This window comes from Mycobacterium sp. 852002-51057_SCH5723018 (genome assembly GCF_001667035.1).
Taxonomy (GTDB): domain Bacteria; phylum Actinomycetota; class Actinomycetes; order Mycobacteriales; family Mycobacteriaceae; genus Mycobacterium.
Window position 1 is genome coordinate 1 of the sequence record NZ_LZIR01000100.1, and the last position, 26414, is coordinate 26414.

At 68.4% G+C, this 26414-nt stretch carries 22 protein-coding genes; 5 read left to right on the forward strand and 17 right to left on the reverse strand.

Going from position 1 to position 26414, the window contains the following annotated elements:
- The 4 genes from A5764_RS21295 to A5764_RS21310 all read right to left on the reverse strand — a co-directional run.
- A partial coding sequence (locus tag A5764_RS21295; protein WP_067116770.1) for a MoxR family ATPase occupies positions 1-766 on the reverse strand: 766 nt, incomplete at its 3' end.
- A gap of 32 nt (positions 767-798) precedes the next feature.
- Positions 799-2046 carry a glutamate-5-semialdehyde dehydrogenase gene (locus A5764_RS21300; RefSeq protein ID WP_067116773.1) on the reverse strand — a complete coding sequence of 416 codons (1248 nt, stop codon included), beginning with the start codon at positions 2044-2046 and terminating at the stop codon, positions 799-801.
- A 148-nt stretch (positions 2047-2194) separates the two neighbouring features.
- Positions 2195-3598: a mechanosensitive ion channel family protein gene (locus A5764_RS21305; RefSeq protein WP_067116776.1), complete on the reverse strand. Its 1404-nt coding sequence runs from the start codon at positions 3596-3598 to the stop codon at positions 2195-2197.
- Positions 3598-5793 (reverse strand): adenylate/guanylate cyclase domain-containing protein, encoded by a 2196-nt coding sequence (locus A5764_RS21310; RefSeq protein ID WP_067116779.1) that lies wholly within the window; start codon positions 5791-5793, stop codon positions 3598-3600. Before A5764_RS21310 ends, A5764_RS21305 begins: the two co-directional genes overlap by 1 nt.
- Positions 5794-5949: 156 nt before the next feature.
- On the opposite strand from A5764_RS21310, the gene A5764_RS21315 reads away from it, so the two are divergent.
- A complete protein-coding gene (locus tag A5764_RS21315; RefSeq protein ID WP_067116782.1) occupies positions 5950-6825 on the forward strand; it encodes a ribokinase in 876 nt (291 codons plus the stop codon).
- Between the two features lie 45 nt (positions 6826-6870).
- The gene (locus tag A5764_RS21320) at positions 6871-7488 is read left to right on the forward strand and encodes an isoprenylcysteine carboxylmethyltransferase family protein (RefSeq protein ID WP_067116785.1); all 618 of its coding nucleotides are present in this window, start codon (positions 6871-6873) and stop codon (positions 7486-7488) included.
- A gap of 15 nt (positions 7489-7503) precedes the next feature.
- On the opposite strand, the gene A5764_RS21325 is transcribed toward A5764_RS21320, so the two are convergent.
- Complete coding sequence (locus A5764_RS21325; RefSeq protein WP_067116788.1) at positions 7504-9546, reverse strand: NAD(+) synthase; 2043 nt, start codon at positions 9544-9546, stop codon at positions 7504-7506.
- A 59-nt stretch (positions 9547-9605) separates the two neighbouring features.
- On the opposite strand from A5764_RS21325, the gene A5764_RS21330 reads away from it, so the two are divergent.
- Positions 9606-10145: a cysteine hydrolase family protein gene (locus tag A5764_RS21330; RefSeq protein ID WP_067116791.1), complete on the forward strand. Its 540-nt coding sequence runs from the start codon at positions 9606-9608 to the stop codon at positions 10143-10145.
- Positions 10146-10244: 99 nt separating this feature from the next.
- The gene (locus A5764_RS21335; RefSeq protein ID WP_067116826.1) at positions 10245-11099 is read left to right on the forward strand and encodes an NAD-dependent deacetylase; all 855 of its coding nucleotides are present in this window, start codon (positions 10245-10247) and stop codon (positions 11097-11099) included.
- 97 nt (positions 11100-11196) lie between these two features.
- On the opposite strand, the gene A5764_RS21340 is transcribed toward A5764_RS21335, so the two are convergent.
- Positions 11197-12462: a cytochrome P450 gene (locus A5764_RS21340; RefSeq protein ID WP_067116794.1), complete on the reverse strand. Its 1266-nt coding sequence runs from the start codon at positions 12460-12462 to the stop codon at positions 11197-11199.
- Between the two features lie 100 nt (positions 12463-12562).
- On the opposite strand from A5764_RS21340, the gene A5764_RS21345 reads away from it, so the two are divergent.
- Positions 12563-13231, forward strand: a complete 669-nt coding sequence (locus A5764_RS21345) for a TetR/AcrR family transcriptional regulator (RefSeq protein ID WP_067116797.1) — start codon at positions 12563-12565, stop codon at positions 13229-13231.
- Here A5764_RS21345 and proB read toward each other — a convergent pair.
- From proB to A5764_RS21400, 11 genes are all read right to left on the reverse strand, one after another.
- The gene (gene proB, locus A5764_RS21350; protein WP_067116800.1) at positions 13228-14331 is read right to left on the reverse strand and encodes a glutamate 5-kinase; all 1104 of its coding nucleotides are present in this window, start codon (positions 14329-14331) and stop codon (positions 13228-13230) included. The genes A5764_RS21345 and proB overlap by 4 nt on opposite strands.
- Entirely contained in the window at positions 14328-15794 is a 1467-nt protein-coding gene (gene obgE, locus A5764_RS21355) for a GTPase ObgE (protein WP_067116803.1), read from the reverse strand. The genes proB and obgE overlap by 4 nt, the downstream gene beginning before the upstream one ends.
- 90 nt (positions 15795-15884) lie before the next feature.
- Positions 15885-16148: a 50S ribosomal protein L27 gene (rpmA, locus tag A5764_RS21360; protein WP_067116806.1), complete on the reverse strand. Its 264-nt coding sequence runs from the start codon at positions 16146-16148 to the stop codon at positions 15885-15887.
- Positions 16149-16162: 14 nt separating this feature from the next.
- The gene (gene rplU, locus A5764_RS21365) at positions 16163-16474 is read right to left on the reverse strand and encodes a 50S ribosomal protein L21 (RefSeq protein ID WP_067116809.1); all 312 of its coding nucleotides are present in this window, start codon (positions 16472-16474) and stop codon (positions 16163-16165) included.
- A gap of 231 nt (positions 16475-16705) precedes the next feature.
- Positions 16706-19474, reverse strand: a complete 2769-nt coding sequence (locus A5764_RS21370) for an Rne/Rng family ribonuclease (protein WP_067116812.1) — start codon at positions 19472-19474, stop codon at positions 16706-16708.
- 332 nt (positions 19475-19806) lie between these two features.
- On the reverse strand, positions 19807-20217 hold the full coding sequence (gene ndk / locus A5764_RS21375) for a nucleoside-diphosphate kinase (protein ID WP_067116815.1): 411 nt from the start codon (positions 20215-20217) through the stop codon (positions 19807-19809).
- 52 nt (positions 20218-20269) lie between these two features.
- Positions 20270-20629: a DUF4233 domain-containing protein gene (locus A5764_RS21380; RefSeq protein ID WP_067116818.1), complete on the reverse strand. Its 360-nt coding sequence runs from the start codon at positions 20627-20629 to the stop codon at positions 20270-20272.
- Positions 20626-22089, reverse strand: coding sequence for a folylpolyglutamate synthase/dihydrofolate synthase family protein (locus A5764_RS21385; protein ID WP_067116821.1), 1464 nt, complete (start codon positions 22087-22089; stop codon positions 20626-20628). The genes A5764_RS21380 and A5764_RS21385 overlap by 4 nt, the downstream gene beginning before the upstream one ends.
- Positions 22086-24740, reverse strand: coding sequence for a valine--tRNA ligase (locus A5764_RS21390; protein ID WP_082951832.1), 2655 nt, complete (start codon positions 24738-24740; stop codon positions 22086-22088). Before A5764_RS21390 ends, A5764_RS21385 begins: the two co-directional genes overlap by 4 nt.
- A 26-nt stretch (positions 24741-24766) precedes the next feature.
- Positions 24767-26026, reverse strand: a complete 1260-nt coding sequence (locus A5764_RS21395) for a trans-acting enoyl reductase family protein (protein WP_067116824.1) — start codon at positions 26024-26026, stop codon at positions 24767-24769.
- Positions 26027-26120: 94 nt separating this feature from the next.
- A complete protein-coding gene (locus tag A5764_RS21400; protein WP_067116832.1) occupies positions 26121-26396 on the reverse strand; it encodes a transglycosylase family protein in 276 nt (91 codons plus the stop codon).
- Positions 26397-26414: the final 18 nt, after the last annotated feature.

The following is a 26414-nucleotide window of genomic DNA, read 5'->3' on the forward strand; positions in this document are numbered from 1 at the left end:
CCAGCACCGTGCGGCCCCAGTCGATCGTCTCGGCGATGGACGGCACCTTCTTGAGTTGCATCCCGCGCAGCACCCCGATGATGCGCACCAACTCCTCGGCCAGGTGCGCGGGCAGCTCGGGGACCCGGGACAGCAGGATGCGCCGTTCCAGGTCCGGGCTGGGGAAGTCGATGTGCAGGAACAGGCAGCGACGCTTGAGCGCCTCGGACAGTTCGCGGGTGGCGTTGGAGGTGAGCACCACGAACGGCGCCCGCTCGGCGGTGAGCGTGCCCAGTTCGGGGACGGTCACCGCGAAATCCGACAGCACCTCTAGCAGCAGGCCTTCGATCTCGATGTCGGCCTTGTCGGTCTCGTCGATGAGCAGCACCGTCGGCTCGGTGCGCCGGATGGCGGTCAGCAGCGGACGCTGCAGCAGGAATTCCTCGCTGAACACGTCGTCCTTGGTCTGGTCCCAGTCGCCGGAGCCGGCCTGAATACGAAGTATCTGCTTGGCGTGGTTCCACTCGTACAGGGCGCGGGCCTCGTCGACGCCCTCGTAGCACTGCAGGCGGACAAGCCCGGAGCCGGTGGCCTGGGCGACGGCGCGGGCCAGCTCGGTCTTGCCGACGCCGGCGGGGCCCTCCACCAGCAGCGGCTTGCCGAGGCGGTCGGCCAAAAACACCGCCGTCGCGGTGGCGGTGTCCGGCAGGTAGCCGGTCTCGGCCAGCTTCCGCGAGACGTCGTCGATGTCGGCGAACAGCGGCGTCGGCCGGGCGGGCACGCTCACAATGTCGGTTCTCCTAAAGCATTCTCGGGCGGTCAGGCCGGACGGATCTGCCCGTCGCCCCACGCGATCCACTTGGTCGAGGTCAGTTCCGGCAACCCCATCGGGCCGCGCGCATGCAGCTTCTGCGTCGAGATGCCGATCTCGGCACCGAAACCGAACTGCTCACCGTCGGTAAACGCCGTCGATGCGTTGATCATCACCGCGGCCGCGTCCACGCCGTCACTAAAACGTTGGGCCGCAGCCATATTCGTGGTCACGATGGCCTCGGTGTGTCCGGTGCCGTATTCATTGATGTGGGCGATCGCGGCGTCGATGCCGTCGACGACCGCCACCGCGATGTCCATGGACAGGTATTCGCGGCGCAGGTGGGTTTCATCGGGGTCCAGGTGCACCGTCACGCCGGCGTCTTGCAGGGCGCCCACCAGCCTGGGCATGGCCTCGCCTGCGATGGCAGTGTCGACCAGCAGCGTCTCGGCGGCGTTACAGACGCTGGGCCGACGGGTCTTGGAGTTCAGCAGGATCCGTTCGGCGACGGCCAGGTCGGCGCCTTCGTGCACGTAGACGTGACAGTTGCCGACGCCGGTCTCGATGGTGGGCACCTGCGCGTCGCGCACCACCGCGTCGATGAGGCTGGCTCCCCCGCGCGGGATCACGACGTCGACCAGGCCGCGGGCCTGGATCAGGTGCGTGACCGTGGACCGATCGCCGGCCGACAGCAGCTGCACCGCGTCGGCGGGCAGGTCCTCACTGACCAGCGAGGCGCGCAACACGTCGACGAGCGCCTGGTTCGACTTCGCCGCCGACGAGCTTCCGCGCAGCAGCACGGCGTTGCCGGACTTGAGCGCCAGCCCGAAGGCGTCCACGGTGACGTTGGGCCGGCCCTCGTAGATCATGCCGACCACGCCGAGCGGAACCCGCTGCTGCCGCAGGTGCAGCCCGTTGGGCAGGGTGTAGCCGCGCAGCACCTCGCCCACCGGGTCCGGCAGCCCGGCGACCTGCCGCAGGCCGGCGGCGATCCCGTCGACGCGCTCGACGTCCAGCGCCAACCGGTCCAGCATCGCGGCCGGTGTGCCGGCCGCCCGCGCGGCGTCGAGGTCTTCGGCGTTGGCCGCCAGGATCAGCTCGGTGTGGGCGCCTATCGCCTCCGCGGCGGACTGCAGCGCCGCGTCCTTGGCGACGGTCGGCAGCAATGCCAGCGCGCGGGCGGCGACCCGGGCGCGGCGTGCGGCGTTGTGGACCTCCCGGCGCAGGTCAGGACGCGATGGAGCTTGCACACTCATTGAACCAGGGTATCGGTCCTGAGCTGGGCGAGTCAGGTTGGCCCACTCCGAACGCCTAAGGCCGATGGTGGCGCCCCGTCGCCCAGCTCCGCGGGGGTGCCCCCAGCACCCGCTGAGCCGCGCTAGCGATCGCCACGGTCCGGGGGCCTCACGCCACCCGCTCGCCACGCCGGGCGTCGCGCACTTTTCTTCGACGCTCTTCGAGAATGTGGCCAAAGTTCTGCAACAGCAACGGTTCTCGCATCACCAGATGCTCGAGGTGTTCGCGATCGATCTCCAACGCGGTTACTTCCTCGAGCGCGTGCGCGCTGGCCAGATTCGGTTGCCGGGTCAGCGCCGTAAGACCCAGGAACGATCCCTCGACCAGCGTGCTGATCGGCACGATCGACCCGTCGTCGGCCGTCGCGGAAAGCTGCACGCGCCCGACGACCAAAAACGTCATCGCCGAAGGCACTTGACCGGCGTACTCCACGGTTTCGTCGGCGCCGTAGCGGACGAGCCTGGCGCAGGAGTACAGCGACCGCTGCTCGTCGGCGTTGAGCCGCAACGCCGGCGCCACAGCCATGCGCACCGCTTTCTCCACGCGCTCGGGCGTCGAGTAGTCGTCGTCGCTGCCGTCGAGGTGCAGCTCTTCTCGCCGCGCGGCGTACCAGATCCAGCGCAAAAACGTCGATCGCGCGGCGCCGTCGTCGGCGGGCGAGCTCAGCCCGATGCTGGTGCGGTATTCGCCGCCCCCGACGGGTACCGAGCGGGGCGCGCTGTCGGGCTTGAGTTGCGGCAGCTCGCAGGCGACCCGCGACAGCATCGCGCAGACCCGGTCGGGCGGGTCGGCGGCCGAAAAGGTGGTCGTCAAGGCCAGTTTGTGCGTACCGGCGGGGCGACTGAGATTGACGAACGACGTCGTGGCCAGCACCGAGTTCGGCGTGATGCGAGTCCCGCTGCCGGTGTCGATGTGCACCGCCCGCCAGTTCACTTCGACGACGCGTCCGCGCCCGTTGGGCGTATCGATCCAGTCGTTGATCTGGAACGGCTGCTCGAACAGCATGAACAGGCCGGACACGATCTGCCCGACGGAGTTCTGCAGCATCAGGCCGATCACGACCGACGTGACGCCTAGCGCGGTGAACAGGCCGCCGACGCGGACGCCCCAGATGTAGGACAGGATCACCGCGAGTCCGACGCCGATCAGCGTGAAGCGGGCGACGTCGAGAAAGATGGCCGGCAGACGCTTGCGCCAGCTGTCTTCCGGCGCGGCCTCAAACACCGCGGCGTTGAGCCCCGACAGCAACAGCACCAGCACCAGGAACCCGAACACCGTGGTGAGCAGCCGCACCGGGACCTCCCCGGCCGGGATCTCCGAGGCCTTTACCAGCAGCAGCAGCAGCGCCCCAAGCGGCAGCAGGTAGTTGCGCAGCAGGCCCACCTGCCTGGCTATGCGGCTGTTCCTGCGGGTGAGCGCGTGGTGTACCTCGGTGAGAAGGATCAGCCCGACCGGGAACCCAACCGCGATACCGATTGCCCAGTAGAACCAGGATGAGTGCCAGGCGTTCATCATCGCTCCGACAACCGGTAGATGGCCTGGTCGGTCCCGCCCACCGAAATGGTGCCGGCGGGCGTGAAATGCCGCACGTCCCGCATCGCCTCGTACACCTGGGAGCTGACGTAGACGCCGGGCTGCGGTGCGCCACTGTGCATTTGGTAGGCGATGCTGACGGCGGCGCCCCACATGTCGTAGACCAGGCTGGATCGGCCCACCAGTCCGCTGATCACGTTGCCGGTGTTGATGCCGACCCGAAGACCCAGCTGGTGACCGGTCTCGCTGTTGAACCGTTCGATGATGCGGCGCATTTCGACGGCGAACTCGACGCTGCGGTGAGTGCAGTCCAGCCGCGGGGTGATCACCCCGCAGCTGGCGAGATAGCCGTTGTGGAAAGTGCGAATCCGTTCGACGCCAAGGGTTTCGGCCGCCGAATCGAACTGGCGGAACAGTTCGTCGACGATCCCGACCAGTTCGTCGCCCGGCAGTTCGTTGGAGATCTCGTCGAGTCCGACGATGTCGGCATAGATGATGGCGACGTCCTGGTGTTTTTGCGAGATGGTCCCCGCGCCCTCGCGATAGCGTTGGACGATCGACTCGGGCATCAACGCCAGCAGTAAGCGATTGTTTTCGCTGCGCTGCTCGTTGAGCAGCTCTTCCTTGATCGCGAGATTTCTGCTCATTTCGTTGAAAGCGGCCGTGAGATCGCCGATTTCGTCGCGCGTCATGACCGGAATGTTGATGTCGTACTCGCCGGAGCTGATCTTCCGCGTGCCCTCCTCGAGGCGCCGGACCGGGCGCATCGCCGCCTGCGCGATCAGCATCGAGGCCACGCAGATGACGAAAACCAGGGCGGTGACCGCGATGACAAGCGTCTTGCTGAACCTGCCCAGCCGCGCAAAAGCGTCGGAGTCGTCGCGCGTCGCCAGGATCGACCAGTGCAGGTCGGAGTTGGCAATGTTCAACGGGGCGTAGGCTTCCAGTTCCCGATGGCCGGTGTAGTCGGTGGCGCTCATGACCCCGGTCTCGCCGCGCTGGGCGGCGCGCAGACCCGCGGTGGGAACCGGCTGAACAAGCGTCGTGCCACCCAACCGGATCGCTTTGTCCACCACGTCGGGCGGGGTGCCGGCCTCGATGGCCTCGCGGCGGTATTCTTTCGGGTCTTCCAGGAAAAGCCGTGAGTCAGAACGCATCAGGTCGTCCAGACCCGCCAGATATGTTTCGGTCGAGGCGCCCATGCCGGCCTCGATCCAATGTTTGTTGGCGGTCATGATCCGGTTGATCTTTGCGATCGGCACCGGCAAGGCCATGAGGCCTTCGATCTTGCCGTTCATGCCGACCGGCGATACCACCCACGCCGTGGGCGCGTCGAGCTGCGGCTGATACGGCTGAAAGTCGGTGATCCACACGAACTCAACGTCGTTGGAGCGCAGCGCTTTCTGGTACGCGTCTTTCAAATTCGATTCGCGATAGGGGCCGGTGAGGATGTTGGTTCCGAGGTCGGGCCCTTTCATGACGCTGTAAACCACGTTGCCCTGCGTGTCCAGCAGCAGCGCGTCCCGATAGTCGAATCGGCTGACGATATCGCGCATATAGAAATCGAAGCGTGCGTTGGCCGCCGACCATGCGCTGCCGTCGCTGGCGTCCAGCACGGGCATCGAGTCGGTTGTCGACCTGGGTGGCGCGGTGTAATAGGCCTGAAGGTATTTCTGCGCGTTCGAACTCGGCAATACGGCGTTGGTATCGATGTCGTCACCGGTCGTCCGTTTGATCGGCTTGATCATCTGGTTGTCGTAGTAGTTGACGAGCGCCTGCTGTTGGGCCGGGTTGATCGTCGCGTTGGCCAACTGGTTGAAGCCGGCGGTGAGCGCCGTCGTCGCCTCGACGACGCTAAATCCGCCGCTGTAGACGATGAGGGAGTTCGTCACCTCCCGGAACATGGACTGGAGCTGGCGCCTCTGCGACTCCCGCAACTCGATCAACCGCTCGGACTCGACTTGCCGCAACGCGTTGCGGCCGGAAACCGCCCCGATGAGGCCGATCACGCCCACGCCGAGGATGCCTGACAGCAGCATCGCCATCAGGATCTTGGACTGGATACCGAATCGGAAACGGTGCCATATCAGAGGCCGGTGCGCGCGCCCCCGGGTCCGCGGAGCCGGTTCGGCCTCCGCGTCCGTTACCCGGTCGGTTGTTTCGGCCGCCGTCAACCGCGTTCCTTTCGATAGACGGAACGATCACGCAGCAGACTAACGCGAGAAGATCACGATAAAACGCATTTGTCATAAAGCGATTAGCGCGAATAATGCGCCGGGTTTCGAAAAGTTCGGGGCAGGCTTGCCCGCTGCACGACTAACGTCGGCGCCATGGCGACACGAGTTTGTGTGGTAGGCAGCGTGAACATGGACTCGACGTTCGACGTCGACTCCCTTCCGCGCCCGGGCGAGACGGTGCTGGCGTCGGCGCTGACCTCCGCACCCGGCGGCAAGGGCGGCAATCAGGCCGTCGCGGCGGCGCGGGCGGGCGCGCGGGTGCAGTTCGTCGGTGCGGTCGGCGACGATCCCGCCGGCGAGCGGCTGCTTGCTCACCTGCGGGCCAACGGGGTTGGGTTGGACGGGACGGTTGCACTGTCCGGGCCGAGCGGCAGCGCGGTCATCGTGGTCGATGCTCGCGGCGAGAACATCATCGTGGTGGCGCCGGGGGCCAACGGGCGGCTGACGCTGGCCGCCGGCGCCGCGCGCGACGTCGTCGCCGGCTGCGAGGTGCTGTTGACGCAGTTGGAGATTCCGGTGCCGGCGGCGGTGGCGGCCGCACACGTAGCCCGTTCGGCCGCGGCGGTCGTCATCGTCAACGCCTCACCGGCCGGTCGGGAACGAAGCTCCTTGGCCGAACTGGCGGACGCCGCGGACGTGGTGATCGCCAACGAAGCCGAAGCCGGCGAATGGGCCTGGCGACCAACCCACTTGGTGGTCACCCTGGGCGCTCGCGGCGCCCGCTACGTCGGCGCCGACGGCGAGTTCACGGTGGCCGCACCGGCGGTCAAAGCGGTGGACACCACCGGCGCCGGCGACGTGTTCGCGGGAGTGCTGGCCGCGACTTGGCCGCGCAAGTCAGGTTCGTTGGGGGAACGGCTGGCGGCGGTGCAGCGGGCCTGCGTCGCGGGCGCGCTGTCGACGCTCGTCCCCGGCGCCGGTGATTGCGCACCCGAGGCACCGGTAATCGACGCGGCGATACGAAGCTGATGAAATAGCACGGTCTGCACCGACCGCACGAAAGGAGCTCTGCTGATGCTCGCTACAGCCGCCGCCGACATCGCCCTGGTGCTCTTCTCGATATTCGGGGTGCTCGGCTTCGGTTGGCGTAGCTGGCTGCAGTATCGGCGCACCGGCTCGACCGGCTTTCGGGGGGTCAGCGCCGGCGGCCTGACCGAACGCCTCGCCGGGCTCGGTTTCGTCGTCGCGCTGCTCGTGGCGGTCAGCGGCCCGATCCTGCAGGAGGCCAAGGTCATCCACCCCGTCCACACGCTCAGCGCGGTCTGGGTCCAGGCCGTCGGCATCGTGGTCGCGACGGCCGGCATCGCGGCGACGGTCTACGCGCAACTCGAGATGGGCGATTCCTGGCGCATCGGGGTGGACCAGCGCGAGACCACCACGCTGGTGCACACCGGGGTCTTCGGCCGGATCCGCAATCCCATCTACACCGCCATGCTCACATTCGGCATCGGGATCGCGATGGTCACGCCGAACGTTCTTGCCGGCGCCGGCCTTCTGCTGCTCGTCGCCACCATCGAGGTCCAGGTCCGTCGCGTCGAAGAGCCGTACCTGTTGCGAACCCACGGCGAGGCCTACCGCGCCTACGCCGCCAGTGTGGGCCGCTTCATCCCGGGCGTCGGTCGGATCCGTTAGCCGACCACGCTCGCGCTAGTCCTCGGGCACGCAGCGTTCGATCTCGTCGAGCCAGATGCGCGCGGACATGTCCGACGGGGCGCGCCAATCGCCGCGCGGCGACAGCGCGCCGCCGTGCGACACCTTGGGGCCGTTGGGCAAGGCGGACCGCTTGAACTGGCTGAACGAGTAGAACCGCTCCACGAACACCCCGAGCCAGTGCCGAATCTCCTTGAGCGAGTAAGACGGTCGCTTGTCCTCGGGGAATCCGGGCGGCCAGTTTCCCTGCTCGGGGTCGCTCCATGCGTGCCATGCCAAAAACGCGATCTTGGAGGGCCGGAACCCGAAGCGCAGCACATGGAACAACGAAAAGTCTTGCAGGGCAAACGGTCCGACCTTGGCCTCGCTGCTCTGCAGCTCTTCCTCCTCGCCGCTGGGAACGAGCTCCGGGGTGATCTCGGTGTCGAGCACCGACTGCAAGACGTCGGTCACCTCCGATTCGAATTGCCCAGACGAGATGACCCAGCGGATCAGGTGCTGGATCAGGGTCTTGGGCACGCCGCCGTTGACGTTGTAGTGCGACATCTGGTCGCCCACCCCGTACGTGGACCAGCCCAGCCCCAGCTCGGACAGGTCGCCGGTGCCCAGCACGATCCCGCCACGCTGGTTGGCCAGCCGGAAAAGATAATCGGTGCGCAGGCCGGCCTGGACGTTCTCGAAAGTGACGTCGTAGACCTTCTCGCCGCGGGAAAACGGGTGGTCGATCTCCTTGAGCATCAGTTTCGCCGTGTCGGTGATGTCGATCTCGGCGAAGGTGACACCGAGCGCGCGGCAAAGCTCGATCGCATTGCGCTTGGTGCGGTCACCCGTCGCAAACCCCGGCAGCGTGAACGCCAGAATGTCGCTGCGCGGCCGTTCTTCGCGATCCATCGCTCGTGCCGCCACGATCAGCGCGTGAGTCGAGTCCAGGCCGCCGGAAATCCCGATGACGAGCTTCGGATAGTCCAGCGCGCGCATCCGCTGCTCGAGCCCGGAGACCTGGATGTTGTAGGCCTCGTAGCAGTCCTGTTCCAGCCGTTGCGCATCGGCCGGCACGAACGGGAAGCGCTCGATGTCGCGGCGCAGCCCGATGTCACCGGACGGCGGGTCAAGCCGGAACTCGATGCGCCGGAACGACTCCGCCGACGTCCGGTGATGGCGTCGGTTGTCGTCGAAGGTGCCCATCCGCAGCCGTTCGGCGCGAAGCAACTCCGTGTCGACGTCGGCCACGCTGCGCCGCTCCCCCTTGGGGAAGCGCTCCGAGGAGGCGAGCAGCACGCCGTTCTCCCACACCATGGTCTGACCGTCCCAGGCCAGGTCGGTCGTCGATTCGCCCTCCCCGGCGGCGGCGTAGATGTAGGCGGCCAGACACCGCGCCGACGCCGAGCGGGCCAGCAGGCAGCGATCTTCGGCGCGACCGATCGTGATCGGGCTGCCGGACAGGTTCGCCAGCACCGTCGCACCGGCCAGCGCCGCCTCCGCGCTCGGCGGGATCGGCACGAACATGTCCTCGCAGATTTCGACGTGCAGCACGAAGCCCGGCAGGTCGGACGCGGCGAAGAGCAGGTCGGGGCCGAACGGGGCCTCGATGTCGCCGATGCGGATGATGCCACGCTCGTCGTCTCCGGGCGCGATCTGGCGGCGCTCGTAGAACTCGCGATAGGTGGGCAGGTACGACTTCGGCGCCACCCCCAGCACCGCTCCGCGGTGGATCACGACCGCCGCGTTATAGATGCGGTTCCCTTGCCGCAGCGGGGCGCCGACGACCAGAACCGGCAGCAGGTCGGTCGAGGACTCGACGACGTCACCAATGGCTTGCTCGACGTCGTCGAGCAACAGGTCCTGCAGCAGGATGTCCTCGATGGAATACCCGGACAGCGTCAGCTCGGGGAAGACGGCCACCGCGACGGCGTCGTCGTGGCAATCCCGCGCCAGCCGCAGGACCGACTCGGCGTTGGCCGCCGGATCACCGATGGTGGTGTGCTGCGTGCACGCAGCGACGCGGACAAAACCCTGCTCGTAGGCGTTGTAAAAGTCCATTGCCCTTCCATTGTCGCCTGACCGTTGTGAACTCATGGCTGCCGGGTATCCCCACCAGCATGAGCGATACCGCCGTCGTCGTCATCGACATGATGAACACCTATCAGCATGACGACGCTGAAGATCTGATACCCAATGTCGAGAAAATCATCGACCCGCTCGCCGATCTGGTCCGGCGCGCCCGGGACGCCGAAGACGTCGACCTTGTGTACGTCAACGACAACTACGGCGATTTCAGCGCCGAGTTCTCCGACATCGTGCGCGCCGCCCTCGATGGCGCGCGCCCGGACCTGATCAAGCCCATCACACCGGCAGGCGCTAGCCGCCTGATGACCAAGGTCCGCCACAGCGCGTTCTATGCAACGGCGCTGGCCTACCTGCTCGGCCGGCTGGAGACCAAGCGGCTGATCCTGACCGGCCAGGTCACCGAGCAGTGCATCCTCTACACCGCGCTCGACGCCTACGTGCGCCACCTGCCCGTCGTCATCCCGACGGACGCGGTCGCCCACATCGACGCCGACCTGGGCAAGGCGGCGCTGAAGATGATGGAGCAGAACATGTCCGCCGAGCTCACCACTGCGGCGGACTGCCTGGGCTGACGGCCGAGCACGAGCGTGCGCAGAATGCCGGCTTTGTCGGCGTGTCGGTGCACAAACACGCCCGCTCGCGAGAGCAGGCCGCGCCAGTACCCTCGAATGGTGACCACCCGCCGCGCCGAATCGCCAGAGCTGGTGGCGCTGCTGGCCGGTCGCCGGGTCGTGGCACTGACCGGCGCGGGGGTTTCCACCGATTCCGGCATCCCCGACTATCGGGGCCCCGATTCGCCGCCGAGCAATCCGATGACCATCCGCCAGTTCACCTCGGATCCGCGGTTCCGGCAACGGTATTGGGCGCGCAATCACGTCGGGTGGCAGCACATGGACGACACCGCCCCTAACGCCGGGCACCGGGCGCTGGCCGCGCTGGAGGACGCCGGGGTGGTGACCGGTGTGATCACCCAGAACGTCGACCTGCTGCACACCAAGGCCGGCAGCCGAAACGTCGTCAATCTGCACGGCACCTACGCGCGGGTGATCTGCCTGACTTGTGGCCACGGCATGAGCCGCGTCGCTCTCGCCGATCGGCTTGAGGCACTCAACCCGGGATACACCGAGCGCGCCGAGGCCGTTGGCGGGCTGGCGGTGACACCCGACGCCGACGCGGTCGTCGCAGATACCGCGTCGTTCCGCTACCTGGACTGCCCGCGCTGCGGCGGCATGCTCAAGCCGGACATCGTCTACTTCGGCGAAAGCGTGCCCAAAGACGTTGTGGCGAAGGCGTATTCGCTTGTCGACGAGGCCGAGGCGCTGCTGGTGGCGGGCTCGTCGCTGACCGTATTCTCCGGCTACCGGTTCGTCCGCCATGCCGCCGCGCGGGGCATCCCGATCGCCATCGTCAACCGCGGCCGTACCCGCGGCGACGACCTGGCCACCGTCAAGGTCGACGGCGGGTGCTCGGAGCTGCTGGCGCTGCTGGCCACCGAATTGGGGGCACTGGTGCTGCCGGGGGCATAGAAGGGCGTCGAGATCGACGCGGGCGCATAGCCCACTCGCACTTCTTCGCGCTCTCGTCGATCTCGGTGTGTGGACGCCGACTATCGGCCAGAGGTGGTCAGAACGTGCAGGGCATGCTGCCGATGGCGTGAATGAAGTTGCCCGCCACGTAGGTCGGGTCGCCGACCTGGATGTCGGGCAGCTGGCGCAGCAACTCCCCGAAGATGGCCCGCAACTGCGCCCGGGCCACGTGGGCGCCGAGGCAAAAGTGCACTCCCCCGCCGCCGAAGCCGACGTGCGGGTTGGGGTTGCGGCTCAGGTCCAGGCGCTCCGGGTGGTCGAACGCTTCGGTGTCCCAGTTTCCGGACGAATAGAACATGACGACCTTCTCCCCCGCGCGGATGGTCTGGCCGCCGAGCTCGAATTCGGTTGCGGCTGTGCGGCGGAACGTCATCACGGGTGAAGCCCAGCGAATGAACTCCTCGACCGCCGTGCCGATTCGGTTGTCGAAATCCTCGAGCAGCCAGGCCCGCTGATCTTCGAAGTCGGTGAGCGCCTTCATGGCGTGGCCGGTGGTCTGGCGGGTCGTGTCGTTGCCCGCCACGGAGAGCAGCACGAAGAACGCGGCCACCTCCGCGTCAGTCAGCCTGTCGCCGTCGACCTCGGCATGCACCAGGCTGCTGATCAGGTCGTCACCGGGATGCTCCCGGCGCTCGGCGGCAAGCGCACCGGCCAGCTGATGCACGTATGCCTGGTTCTCGAGGAGCACTTCCATCGGGTGGCGGCCGTCGAGGTAGGCGGGGTCGGCCCACGACACCATGGCATCCGTGGCGTGCGCCAGGCGCTCGCGTTCCGATGACGGGATGCCCACCATGTCCGACAGCGTGCGGATGGGCAGTTCCTTGGCGCAGTGGTCGACGAAGTCCGCCCCGCTGCCGGCGGCCCGGAGCTCTTCGACGATGGTTTTCGCGTTCGCCCTGATCGATTCTTCGATGCGCCGGACCTGCCTCGGGGAGAGCGCGGCGTGGGCGAGCTTGCGGAGCTTGGTGTGCCGCGGCGCGTCCATCGCCAGGAACGACTGGGACGCTTCGAGCAACTCGACCGGGATGTTCTCGAACATCACTCCCTTGCCGGACAGGAACACGTCGCAATTGCGGCTCACCGTGACGATGTCTTCGCGCCGGGTCACCGCCCAGTAGCCGGGGTCGTCGGGATCGGGCATCAAGGCGTCTTCCACGGGCGGATGCCAGCTCACCGGCCGCACGGCCCGCAGCACCGCGAAGGAACGTTCGCGCTCCGCCGCCGTGGCGGCCCAGAACGCCCGTGAGGACAGATCGATCGCGTCGTAATCGCGTCTGCGAACCAACCCGGTCGTCCCTGTCATCGTTGCCCCTCCCGCACTTACGGCCCCCTCAGACTCAATCGACGATATGCCTAGACATCATGTCTAGTCAACCTGTTGAACACTTGGTTATGCTGGGCAAATGCCGTCTGTCACCCGGAAGCCGCAAGCTAAGCGCGAGCAGACGCGCCAGCAACGGCGCGAGCAGATCGAGCGCCGCCTGCTAGACGCGACCGAGCGGCTGATGCGCGACGGGACGAGCTTTACCGAACTCAGCGTCGACCGGCTGTCGAGCGAGGCCGGCATATCGCGGGCCAGCTTCTACATCTACTTCGAGGAGAAGGGCCACTTGCTGCGCCGCCTGGCCGGGCAGGTATTCGCCGATCTCGCCCACAGCGCGGACCGCTGGTGGAGCGTGGCGTCGCGCCATGATCCCGCGGATGTCCACGCGGCGACGGCGGGCACGGTCGCCAGCTACCGGCGCCATCAATCGGTGCTCGTCGCGCTCAATGAGATGGCCGCGTATGACCCCTTGGTGGGAGCGACCTACCGCAACCTCCTGACCGCGATCACCGGGAGGCTAACCCGAGTCATCGAGATCGGTCAGGCCGACGGATCCATCCGCACCGAACTACCCGCGGCCACCACGGCCAGCGCGCTGACCTGGATGGTGGAGCGCGCGTGCCAGCAGAACCTGCCGACGGCGCCAGAGTCCTACGACGCGGAGCTGGCCGCGACGCTGGCCGAAATCATTTGGAACACACTGTATCTCGCGCCAACGTCGGCAGGCCGACGCGTCACACAGAATTAGACAGCGACCAGGTCGTCGGCGTGCACCGCCGGGCGCCGCAACTCACCGGGCAGCTCGGAGGTCGACCGGCCCATCATGCCGGCCAGCTCGGCCGCGTCGTAGGCGACCACACCGCGGGCCACCAGCGCGGCATCCGGTCCGCGCAATTCGACGACATCTCCCGCGTAGAACCGGCCCGAGACCGTGGTGATCCCCGCGGCCAGCAACGAGCGGCGCTGGCACACCACCGCGCGCACCGCGCCCGCGTCGAGAGTAAGCGACCCGGCCGCCTCGGCGGCATATCGCACCCAGAACCGACGGGCCGACATCCGGACCGGCCGCGCGGCGAAGACGGTCCCGGACGAGGCGTCGGTCAGGGCGGTCGAGGCGTCGGCCGCGGCGGCCAGCAAGACGGGGACCCCGGCGTCGGCGGCCAGCAGAGCCGAAGACATCTTCGACGCCATTCCGCCGGTGCCCAGGTCGCTGCCCGGGCCGGCGACCACACCGTGCAGGTCGGCCGAACTCGACACCTCGGGAATGAAGCTGGCGCCGTTGAACTTTCGAGGATCGGAATCGTAGAGCCCGTCGATGTCGGAGAGCAACACCAAGGCCTCCGCGCCCACCAGGTGGGCGACCAGCGCCGAAAGCCGATCGTTGTCGCCGAACCGGATCTCGTTGGTGGCCACCGTGTCGTTTTCGTTGACGATCGCCACCGCGTGCAGCGCGCGCAACCGGTCCAGGGTGCGCTGGGCGTTGGTGTGCGAGGCCCGCACCGAGATGTCGTGCGCGGTCAGCAGTACCTGCCCTACCGTGCGGCCGTAGCGGGCGAATGCCGCGCTCCACGAGTTCACCAGCGCCACCTGCCCCACGCTGGCCGCGGCCTGCTTGGTCGCCAAATCCTTTGGGCGACGGGACAACCCGAGTGGCTCGATACCGGCGGCAATGGCGCCCGACGAGACGATCACGACGTCGGTGCCCGCCTTCATGCGCGCCTCGATCGCGTCGGCCAGCCCGGCCAGCCGGCCGGCGTCGAACACCCCGGACGGCGTGGTCAGCGCGTTGGTCCCGACCTTGACCACCAGGCTGCGCGCCGCTCGGATGGCTTCGCGATGCTGGCTCACGGGGCTCCACCGTGTTCGTCACCGGATCGCCGGCGCTGACGCCGGGCGGCCTTGCGCTCGGCGGCGCCGACGCGATCGCTGCGTTCCAGCCGCGCGTCGGTGCCTCGTCCAGACAACGGGTCGGACAGCGCAACCTGCCGTCCGGCAGGCGTTTGCGGCTCCCAGTCGAATGTCATGTCCCCGATGGTCACGGCGCACCCGGGTTGCGCGCCCAGCCGCAGCAGTTCCTCTTCCACGCCCAAACGCGCGAGGCGGTCGGCCAGGTAGCCCACGGCCTCGTCGTTGTCGAAATTGGTCTGGCCGACCCAGCGTTCGGGCCGCGCGCCGGTGACGACGAAGCCGCCCTCTCCGTCCGGCTCGACGGTGAAGCCGCTGTCGTCGACGGGCACCGGACGAATCACCGGCCGGCGCGGCACGATCTGTGGCCGCGCGGCGTTGTAGTCGGAGATCATTCGCCAGAGGCCAAAGATCAACGGCTGCAACCCTTCCCGTGTCACCGCCGACACGGAGAACACCGGCCAGCCGCGCTCGGCGATCTCGTCGTGGAGGAATTCGGCGAGCTCGCGTGCCTCGGGCACGTCGATCTTGTTCAGCACCACCGCGCGCGGCCGCTCGGCGAGGTCCTCCAGCGCTGCGTCGCCCTGCAGCGTCGGGGTGTACGCGGCCAGTTCGGCTTCCAGCGCGTCGATGTCGGAGATCGGGTCGCGGCCCGGTTCCGAGGTGGCGCAGTCCACGACGTGCACCAGCACGGCGCACCGCTCGATGTGGCGCAGGAAATCCAGGCCCAGGCCGCGGCCCTGCGATGCGCCCGGGATCAGGCCGGGCACGTCGGCGACGGTGAAGGTGTGCTCACCGGCCGACACGACACCGAGGTTGGGCACCAGCGTGGTGAACGGGTAGTCGGCGATCTTCGGCTTGGCGGCCGAAATCGCGGACACCAGCGACGATTTCCCGGCGGAGGGAAATCCGATCAGGCCGGCATCGGCGACGGTCTTGAGCTCGAGTGCCAGGTCGCGGGACTGGCCCGCCTCGCCGAGCAGCGCGAAGCCCGGCGCCTTGCGGGCCCGCGATGCCAGCGCGGCGTTGCCCAGGCCACCGCGGCCGCCGGCGGCGGCTTCGAAGCGGGTGCCGGCGCCCACCAGGTCGGCTAGCATTCGGCCGTTTTCGTCGAGGACGACGGTGCCGTCGGGGACTTTGACTTCCAGGTCCGCGCCGGCGGCGCCGTCGCGGTTGTTGCCCATCCCCTGTTTGCCTGACGGCGCGGTGATGTGCGGATGGAAATGGAAGTCCAGCAGGGTGTGCACCTGCGGGTCGACGACCAGGACGACGCTGCCGCCGCGGCCACCGTTGCCCCCGTCGGGGCCGCCCAGCGGCTTGAATTTCTCGCGATGGACCGACGCGCAGCCGTTGCCGCCCGAGCCCGCCCGCGCGTGGATGATGACGCGATCGACAAACCGGGGCATCGAGGGTCCTCTCACCCATCTCGCTCGCCGAGCGTGCAGCTACTGCGAGATTTGCCTCGAATTATCGCAGTGGGTGCACGCTCGCGACGCTTAGTCGGCCTGCCCGGCCGCGACGATGCTGACGGTCTTGCGTCCGCGCTTGACCCCGAACTCGACGGCCCCGGCCTCCTTGGCGAACAAGGTGTCGTCGCCGCCGCGACCGACGCCCGCGCCGGGGTGGAATTTGGTGCCCCGCTGGCGGATGAGGATTTCGCCGGCCTTGACAACCTGGCCACCGAATCGCTTGACACCCAGCCGCTGTGCGGCCGAATCGCGGCCGTTGCGCGAGCTGGATGCGCCCTTCTTGTGTGCCATGTTTGTCGCCTTCCCTACTTGATCCCGGTGACCTTCAGGACCGTCAGCTGCTGACGGTGTCCCTGGCGCTTGTGGTAGCCGGTCTTGTTCTTGAACTTGTGGATGCGGATCTTGGGGCCCTTGGTGTGCTCGAGCACCTCGCCGGTCACCGCGACCTTGGCCAGCGCGCTGGCGTCGGTCGTCACCTTGGCGCCGTCGACGACCAGGGTGACCGGTAGCGACACGTTCGAGCCGGGCTCGGAGTCGAGCTTCTCGACCTTGACCACGTCTCCGACGGCGACCTTGTACTGCTTGCCGCCCGTCTTGACGATTGCGTAGGTCGCCATCGTTGCTCCTGCCTTAACTCTGCTCAGCCGCTTGCCCGGCGCTTCGCGCACGTGCCACCGGCGTGTTCGTGGTGGGTCTGGGATGCGGGTCCGCGCCCGGCAACAACCCGAGCCCGGCGGCCCCGCCCGTCGCCGGCCGCACACTTATCGGCCTGGCGACAACTGTCCAAGGGTACTTGACCAGCGGCTACAGGGTCAAACCGGCCGCCCCCGCGCGCGCCGCGCAGCAGGTCAGTCCGCGTGGATCGGCGGCCCGGCCGGCCGGCCCGACGCGCGCCCCCGCCGTGGGCGGCCAAACGGCGCCCCGCCGTCGACGCCCACCGCGGAGTTCGCGTCGTCGTCACCGTTCTCGTCGTCGGAATCCCCGTCGTCCAGCTCGTCATCGTCGAGGTCGAGATCCTCCTCGTCGTCGTCGAGGTCTTCTTCGTCGAGGTCCTCGTCGTCGAGGTCGTCGTCTTCCGAGTCCTCGTCTTCCGAGTCCTCGTCGTCAGAGTCCTCGTCGGTGTCCTCGAAGTCGTCCTGGTCGGTGTCCTCCAGGGCGGCCGGCTGCCCTTCGGTCCCCGTCTCGGCCGCGGCGGCGACTTCATCACCGGTCTCCTCGGAATCTTGGTCGTCCTCATCGGCCGCTCCGGACGGCCCGGTCGCGCCAGCGGCCATCGCCTTGAACATCGGGTGCTCACCGGGAGCGTGCGCGGGCACCTTGACCACCGCGGGCTGGTCGGCGGGCTCCTCGGCCCGGCCCTTCTTCGACCGCCTGCCCCGGCGACCCCCGGACTCGGACTTGCGCCCATTCGACGGGGCCGAATCGACGGGATCGGCGTGCAGCAGGATGCCGCGGCCGCCACAGTTGGGACACGACGTCGAGAACGCCTCGACCAGCCCGGTCCCCAACCGCTTGCGGGTCAGCTGCACCAAGCCCAACGAGGTCACCTCCGACACCTGATGGCGGGTGCGGTCGCGGGCCAGCGCCTCGGTCAGCCGGCGCAGCACCAGGTCGCGGTTGGATTCCAGCACCATGTCGATGAAGTCGATGACCACGATGCCGCCGATATCGCGCAGCCGCAGCTGCCGCACGATCTCCTCCGCCGCCTCCAGATTGTTCTTGGTGACGGTCTGCTCGAGGTTGCCGCCGGAGCCGGTGAACTTGCCGGTGTTGACGTCGACCACCGTCATCGCCTCGGTCCGGTCGATCACCAGCGTGCCGCCCGACGGCAGCCACACCTTCCGCTCCATCGCCTTGGCGAGCTGCTCGTCGATGCGGTGAACGGCGAACACATCAGGGGCCGCCACTCCCTCAGAAGATTGGGCGGCGCCGTACTTGGTGAGCTTTGAAAGGAGTTCGGGCGCAACGGAGTTCACGTACTCGTTGATGGTGTTCCACGCATCGTCGCCGGACACGATGAGCCCGGCGAAGTCCTCGTTGAACAAGTCGCGGATGACCTTTACCAGCACGTCCGGCTCTTCGTAGAGCGCCACCGCGGCGCCCGCGGCCTTCTCCTTGGTCTCGGTCGCCTTGGTTTGGATCTGTTGCCAGCGCTCCTGCAGGCGGGTGACGTCCTTGCGGATGTCGTCCTCTTTGACGCCCTCGGATGCGGTGCGGATGATCACCCCGGCGTCGGACGGCACCACCTCGCGCAGGATCTCCTTGAGCCGCTGGCGTTCGGTGTCGGGCAGTTTGCGGCTGATGCCGGTCGACGACGCGCCCGGCACATAAACCAGGTAGCGACCCGCCAGTGACACCTGCGTGGTCAGCCGTGCGCCCTTGTGCCCGACGGGATCCTTGCTGACCTGGACCACCACATAATCGCCGGGCTTGAGCGCCTGTTCGATCTTCCGGTCGGAGCCACCGAGCCCCGCCGCTTCCCAATTGACCTCGCCGGCGTAGAGCACGCCGTTGCGGCCGCGGCCGATGTCGACGAAGGCCGCCTCCATCGACGGCAACACGTTCTGCACGATCCCCAGGTAGATGTTGCCGACCAGGGAGGCGGAGCCCGCCGACGTCACGAAATGCTCGACGACGATGCCGTCCTCGAGCACCGCGATCTGGGTGTACCGCGCGCCCGGGTGGGGCGGCTCGGTGCGGACCCGATCGCGCACCACCATCATCCGTTCGACGGCCTCGCGGCGCGCCAGGAACTCGGCCTCGGTCAGCACCGGTGGGCGGCGCCGCCCGGCGTCGCGCCCGTCGCGTCGGCGCTGCCGCTTGGCCTCCAGCCGGGTGGAGCCGTCGATGCCCTTGATCTCGCTGCTGGCGGAGCCGTTCGACCCGTCGTCACCGGACTTCCCGCTGCGGGGCGGCCGCTCGTGCACCACGGTGTTGGGCGGGTCGTCGGGCGCCGGACCGTCGTCGCCGTCGTCACCCGCCCCGGACTTGCGTCGCCGGCGCCGCCGGCGGCGGCGGGTGGCGGCCTCCGACGAACCGTTCTCGTCGTCACCCGCGTCGGAATCGTCGGCGTCGTCCGAGTCGGTGTCCTCGTCGTCGTCGTCACCCGTGTCCTGGCCGTCGGGTCCGCCCTGTTCGCCGCGCCCGCGGCCACGCCCCCGCCGACCACGGCGCCGGCGCCGGTTGGCCGGGCGGTCGGTCAGCTCGTCGTCGTCGATGTCGGAGTCATCGGAGTCCGCCCCCGAATAATCCGAGTCGCCGTCGTCGCCCTCGCCAGTCTTCACCGGCTGCGGCGCGACGAACAACGGCATGTACTCCGCCGGCTCGGTCGAGCTGCGCAGCAGCAACGGCTGCTGGGCGACCGGTGCGCTGCTGAACCCCGGGATGTTGGGCAGGGGCTTGGCGAAGATAAGGTCGCGCACCTTCAGGGCGTCGCCGCGGTCCACGCCGGACTGCACGTTGCGGGCCCGTCCGTCGATCGCGACGAGCGCCTCCAGCACCTCTTTGTTGGTGCTGCCCAGCGCTCTGGCCAGCTGATGGACCCTTAAGCGGTCCGGCAGGTCCTCGGGCTGGACCGGCCCTTGTGATGGGTCTCGAGGTGGTGCGCCGTCTACCACGTATTCTCCTTTAGCCCCCGGGCGCGTCGTTCGACGCGGCCACGCGAGGGCTTCGCTATGGGCCCGGTTCAATTTTCCCGGGCTTGTGATGGTCTCGCCCCGGGCGGCTCAGGAGAACTCGCTCGGCGCCGTACTGAATGACGGCCTGACATGCGGCGGAACATTGCGGAATCGCGATGGCGCGCTTGTCTAAGTCTTCATTCGGGTGTCTGAAGCCGGTCCGGCGACGTTCACCCGCTGTCAGTATCCCACATCGCTCCGCGTGCCCACCCCCACCCGATGCGGGCGGCCGAGCAAACCCGCCCGCCGGCCCGGTCGCGATGGTCCCGACGCTAAGCGTCGGGGAACCAGAGGGCGATCTCGCGCTTGGCCGAATCCACCGAATCCGACCCGTGCACCAGGTTGAATTGGGTTTCCAGGCCGAAATCGCCCCGGATCGTGCCCGGCACTGCCTTGTCCACCGGGTCGGTGCCACCGGCGAGCTGCCGAAACGCCGCGATCGCACGCGGTCCCTCCACGATGGCCGCCACCACCGGACCCGACGTGATGAACTCCAGCAACGAAGCGAAGAACGGTTTGCCCTCGTGTTCCGCGTAATGTTCGCTGGCCAGCTGTTCGCCGACGTGCCGAAGCTCGAGGGCCGCGATGGTCAGGCCTTTTCGCTCGATGCGGCCGATGATCTCGCCGACCAGGTGCCGCTGGACGGCGTCCGGCTTGATCAGTACCAGGGTCCGTTCGGTCACGGCGCACAGCGTACAGAACCGATCGGCCGCTCGGCCGAGCGCGACCGCTGCCCTATTGCTGCCTGCGCCGCACCTCGGCGCGGAAGTAGGCGATCAGGGCCCACAAACCGGTGAACAGCACCCCGATTACGCCCACCCCGAGGTAGACCGCGAAGCCGGCCAGAAGAATCACCTGGACACCCAGGTTCACCCAGATCGCCCAGGGCCTGCGCTGCAGCCCGGTGAGCAGGATCAGCAGCACGGCCAGGCCGATCAGGTAGGTCAGCGAAGCGGCGGTCAGGCCGCCGCCCACCGCGCCGACCACAGGTATGGCCAGCAGGACAACGATCGCCTCCAGGATCAGCGTCGCGGCCATCACGGCCCCGAAGCTCTTCCAGGGGTCGGCCGGCGGGGCGGGGCTTTGGTCGGTCATTCGGGGTCTCGACCGAACAGCGTCCGGGCGGCACCGGCGGTGACCACCGAGCCGGTGATGACGATCCCCGTGCCAGACAAAGCCCCCGCTTCCTCGTCCACACCGGCCTCGTCGACCAAAGCCGTCGCGACATCGATTGCGTCACGCAGATTTTCGGCGGTCGTCACCCGATCGGGTCCGTACCGCTCGCGCGCCGCCAGGGCCAGCGATTCGACGTCGAGGGCGCGCGGCGAGCCGTTGTGGGTGACGACGACGGAATCGAATGCCGGCTCCAGTGCGGCGAGGATGCCGCCCACGTCCTTGTCGGCCAGCACGCTGAGCACGCCGACCAGGAAGCGGAAGTCGAATTCGTCGGCCAGCGTGCGGGCCAGCGCGGCCGCGCCGGCCGGATTGTGTGCCGCGTCGAGGAACACCGTGGGCGCGCTGCGCATGCGCTCCAGCCGACCGGGGCTCGTGACGGCCGCAAAACCGGCCCGGACCGCCTCAACGTCGAGCTGCCGCTGCGCGCCCGCGCCGAAAAAGGCCTCGACCGCCGCCAGCGCCACCACCGCGTTGTGCGCCTGGTGTTCGCCGTGCAGCGGCAGGTAGACGTCGGAATACACCCCGCCGAGGCCCTGTAGCTGCAGCACCTGCCCACCGATCGCTACCTGGCGGCCCAGGACCGCGAACTCCGAATCCTCCCGGGCCACCGCCGCGTCGGCGCGCACCGATTGGGCCAGCAGCACCTCCATCGCCTCGGGCGCCTGGCGCGCGATGACGGCGACCGTGTCGGGCGCGCCGTCGGGTGCTTTGGTGATGATGCCGGCCTTCTCGCCGGCGATTCCGGCGAGGTCGTCGCCGAGGTAGTCGACGTGGTCGATGCCGATCGGGGTGATCACGGCCACCGGCGCGTTGATGACGTTGGTGGCGTCCCACCGCCCGCCCATGCCGACCTCGACGACCGCGACGTCGACGGGCGCGTCGGCGAACGCGGCGAACGCCATCGCGGTGAGCACCTCGAACTTGCTCATCGCCGGGCCAGCCCCCCCGAAAACGCCGGCCTGCGACTGCGCGTCGATCATCTGCACGAACGGCTCGATTTCCCGGTAGGTCGCCACGTATTGCGCAGGGCTGATCGCCTTTCCGTCGATCGCGATGCGTTCCACCGCCGATTGCAGGTGCGGGCTGGTGGTTCGGCCGGTGCGCCGCTGCAGCGCGGTCACCAGCGCGTCGACCATCCGCGCCACCGAGGTCTTCCCGTTGGTGCCCGCGATGTGGATCGACGGATATCCCAGCTGTGGCGAGCCCAGCAGGTCCATCAGCGCGCTGATCCGGGCCAGGCTCGGCTCGATTTTCGTCTCCGGCCAGCGTTGATCGAGCAGGTGCTCGACCTGCAGCAGGGACGCGATCTCGTCGGGTGTCGGAACTGCGCCGGCTTCGGGGCCGGCGCTGGGCGCCCACTCGGGCGGGTCGAAAGTCATTGCAGCCCGGCCAGCCTCGCGGTGATCCGGTCCGTCTCCTCCTGGGCCACGCGCTGCCGGTCGCGGATCTTGGCGACGACCTGTTCCGGCGCCTTGGCCAGGAAGTCCGCATTGGCCAGCTTGGCCGCCGTCGACGCCAGCTCCTTTTGCGCCGCGACCAGATCCTTTTCCAGGCGCCGGCGCTCGGCGGCGACGTCGATGGTGCCTGACGTGTCGAGTTCGACGACGACAGTGCTGTTCAGCTTGGGACCCAGCCGGACCTCCAGCGACACCGACGGCGTGAAGTCGTCACCCGGCGCGGTGAGCCACGCCAGCGACGTCACCGCGGCCACCTGGCCGCCGAGATCCGCCTCCTCGACACCGGCCAGCCGGGCCGGCACCTTCTGCCGGTCGGCCAGACCCTGATCGCTGCGGAACCGGCGGACCTCGGTGACCAGCTTTTGCATGTCGCTGATCCGTTGCGCGGCAACGGGATCCAGCGCGAAGCCCGACTGTTGCGGCCAGTCGGCGATCACCAGCGACTCCTGGTCGGTGAGCGCCTGCCACAACGCCTCGGTGAGAAACGGGATGACCGGGTGCAGCAAACGCAGCAGCGTGTCGAGCGCCGCGGCGAGCACGGCGGTGGTGTGGGTGAGCCCTTCGGCGAGCTGCGTCTTGGCCAATTCGACATACCAGTCGCAGAATTCGTCCCACGCGAAGTGGTACAGCGATTCGCAGGCCCGGCTGAACTCGTAGCCGTCGAAGGCCGAATCCACCTCGGCGCGAACCTCTTCCAGCCGCCCCAGGATCCAGCGATCGGCGTCGGTCAGCTCGGCGGGTGGCGGTACCGGCGCCAGCCGGGCCCCGTTGAGCAGCGCGTAGCGGGTGGCGTTGAACAGCTTCGTGCCGAAGTTGCGGGAAGCCCGGACGGCGTCCTCGCTGACGGCCAGGTCACTGCCGGGGCTGGCGCCGCGGGCCAGTGTGAATCGCAGCGCGTCGGCCCCGAACGTCTCCACCCAGTCCAGCGGGTCGATGACGTTGCCCTTGGACTTGCTCATCTTGCGGCCGAATTCGTCGCGGATCAGCCCGTGCAGGAAGACATCGGTGAAGGGCACCTGCGGCGCGCGCCGGCCGCCGAGCGTGATGGCGTCGTCGCCGCCGACAAAAGTGCCGAACATCATCATCCGCGCGACCCAGAAGAACAGAATGTCGTAGCCGGTGACCAAAACGCTTGTCGGATAGAACTTTTTCAGCTCCGGAGTTTCTTCCGGCCAGCCCAGCGTGGAAAACGGCCACAGCGCCGACGAGAACCAGGTATCCAGCACGTCGGGGTCCTGCTCCCAGCCCTCCGGGGGCGTCTCGTCCGGGCCGAAGCACACCTGCTCGCCGTCGGGCCCGTACCAGATCGGGATGCGGTGGCCCCACCACAGCTGCCGCGAGATGCACCAGTCGTGCATGTCGTCGACCCAGGCGAACCAGCGCGGCTCCATGCTGGCGGGGTGAATCACGGTGTCCCCGTTGCGCACCGCGTCACCCGCGGCCTTGGCCAGCGATTCCACCCGGACCCACCACTGCAGCGACAGCCGCGGCTCGATCGGCTCGCCGCTGCGCTCCGAATGTCCGACGCTGTGCAAGTAGGGACGCTTCTCCGCGACGACCCGGCCCTGCGCCGCGAGCGCCTCGCGCACCGCGACCCGGGCCTCGAAGCGGTCCATGCCGTCGAATTGCGTTCCGGTGCCGGCGATCCGGCCCTTGGTGTCCATGACGGAGATCATCGGCAGCTGGTGCCGCAGCCCGATTTCGAAGTCGTTCGGGTCGTGCGCGGGCGTGACTTTGACTGCGCCGGTGCCGAATTCGGGGTCGACATGCTCGTCGGCGACGATGACGAGCTGCCGGTCCACGAATGGGTGCGCCAAGCTGGTGCCGACCAGGTGGCGGTAGCGTTCGTCGTCGGGATGCACCGCGATGGCGGTGTCACCGAGCATCGTCTCGACCCGGGTGGTGGCGACCACGATGTGCGGCTCGTCGTCGGCCAGCGACCCGTAGCGGAACGAGACCAGCTCCCCCTCGACCTCTTCGTAGCTGACCTCGATGTCGGAGAGCGCCGTCTGAAGAACCGTGGACCAGTTGACCAGCCGCTCGGCCCGGTAGATCAGCCCGGCGTCGTAGAGCCGCTTGAAGATGGTCCGCACCGCCCGTGACAGGCCCTCGTCCATGGTGAACCGGTCGCGGCTCCAGTCCACGCCGTCGCCGAGCCGGCGCATCTGGCCGCCGATGGCGCCCCCGGACTCACGCTTCCAGTCCCACACCTTTTCGACGAACAGCTCGCGGCCGAAGTCCTCCTTGGTCTTGCCGTCGACCGCAAGCTGCTTTTCCACCACGCTCTGGGTCGCGATGCCGGCGTGGTCCATGCCCGGCTGCCACAGCACCTCATAACCCTGCATGCGCTTGCGGCGGGTCAGGGCGTCCATCATGGTGTGTTCCAGGGCGTGGCCCATGTGCAGGCTGCCGGTCACGTTGGGCGGCGGCAACACGATCGAGTACGGGGGTTTGGTGCTGGCCGGGTCCGCCGTGAAGTAGCCCGCATCCAGCCATTGCTGATAGATCGCAGCCTCCATCACGGCCGGATCCCACGACTTGGGCAGGTCGGCGGCGGGGCTGCGGCTGGTCACCGGTCAATTCTAGGGATGACCGAGGGTCACCGGGCCAGCCGGTCGACCCGCAACGACACGCCGGCGCCCGGGAAGCGTTCGAGGAGTGCGTCGCCCATCGCGGTCGCGGGGGTCAGCACGCCGCGCAGCTCCGAGAGCTTGTCGCGGTCCAGCGCGAGCGCCAGGCCGCACTCCCCCAGCAGCACCGACGTCGCCTTGTAGCCGGGGTCGCCGCGCTGCTCCATGCGCGCCACGTAGCGGGCGCCGCTGGTCGTGGCGGTGTAGGTCTCGGTCCGGTAGTAACCGCGCTCGCGGGTCGCCGGGCTGGGGCCGGTCCCCGGCTTGGGGACGACCCGTTCCACCAGGCGGCGCGGGAGCAGCCGGAAGTAGCGGCTGCTCAACTCGAACACCGCGTTGCTGACGCTACCGAAGACGGCCGACGCCACCGGCGCCAGGGCCGACGATCCGACGCTCATGCTCTCGTCGTAGCGGAACCGCCGCCCGTACGCCCAGTCCAGCAGGGCGTTGCTGCGGCGCACGATCCGGGTGTTGTAGGGCGCCATCAGGAATCCCGCGGTCCATATCCCGGACAGTTCCGGAGCCAGGTGGTCGCCGCGGCGCCACGGCAAGTCGGGCTGGCGGCCGAATTCGGGTTCGGCGGCGCGGTCGGTGCTCAACGTGTAGGGATCGGCGAGCTGGCGGCGTGCGTCGGGATCGCTCGAGGCGGTGCGCAGAACTTCGACCAATGTGGCGTAGGTGCCGCCGGAGAACCCGCCCCGCAGCGAACGCACCACGAAGTGGGTATCGCCGAGCTCGCCGGCGCCGTCCCGCCGCACCGCTTGATGCAGCGCGTACACGCTCAAGTCGGAGGGGATCGAGTCGAACCCGCAGGCGTGCACGATCCGAGCGCCGGTGTCGGCGGCCTGCTTGTGGTGCTGGTCGATGCTGTCGCGGACGAACATCGCCTCGCCGGTCAGGTCGGCGTAATCGGTGCCGGCCGCCGCGCAGGCGGCCACCAGCGGCAGCCCGTAGCGCGCGTAGGGCCCGACTGTGGTGATGACGACCTGGGTGCGCGCCGCCAGCTCGCTCAGCGTCGACGGCGACGCGGCGTCGGCGGTCAGGACGGGCCAATCCCGCGCGGATCCGGGTAGTGTGTCGCGAACGGCGCGCAATCGGTCCGGTGACCTGCCGGCCAGCGCGATCCGCGCGCCTGCCCCGGCGCCGGCCAGGTAGTCGGCGGTCAGCTTCCCCACAAAGCCGGTGGCCCCATACACGACGATGTCGAATTCGCGCGGCGTTGCGGTCACCGGAGCGACGCTACCGGACCTGCAGAAGACCCCCAGAACAAGGAATGCCGGGCGCGAGGCCCGGCATTCCTTTACTACTACCTACGACGGGGCGTCAGCCACGCCGGCCGCAGACCGGCCACGCGCCGATGCCCTGCGAGTGCAGGACGTTCTCGGCCACCCGGATCTGCTCCTCGCGGCTGGCGCCGGACGGCGATCCCGCGCCGCCGTTGGCGTGCCAGGTGCTCGACGTGAACTGAAGGCCGCCGGCGAAGCCGTTACCGGTGCTGATCCCCCAGTTACCGCCCGACTCGCACTGTGCGATGGCGTCCCAGTTCACGCTGTGCACCTGGCACGCCAACGGCGGCGCGGGTTCGCCAGCCGGCGCCAGCCGCGAGGAGCAGATCCG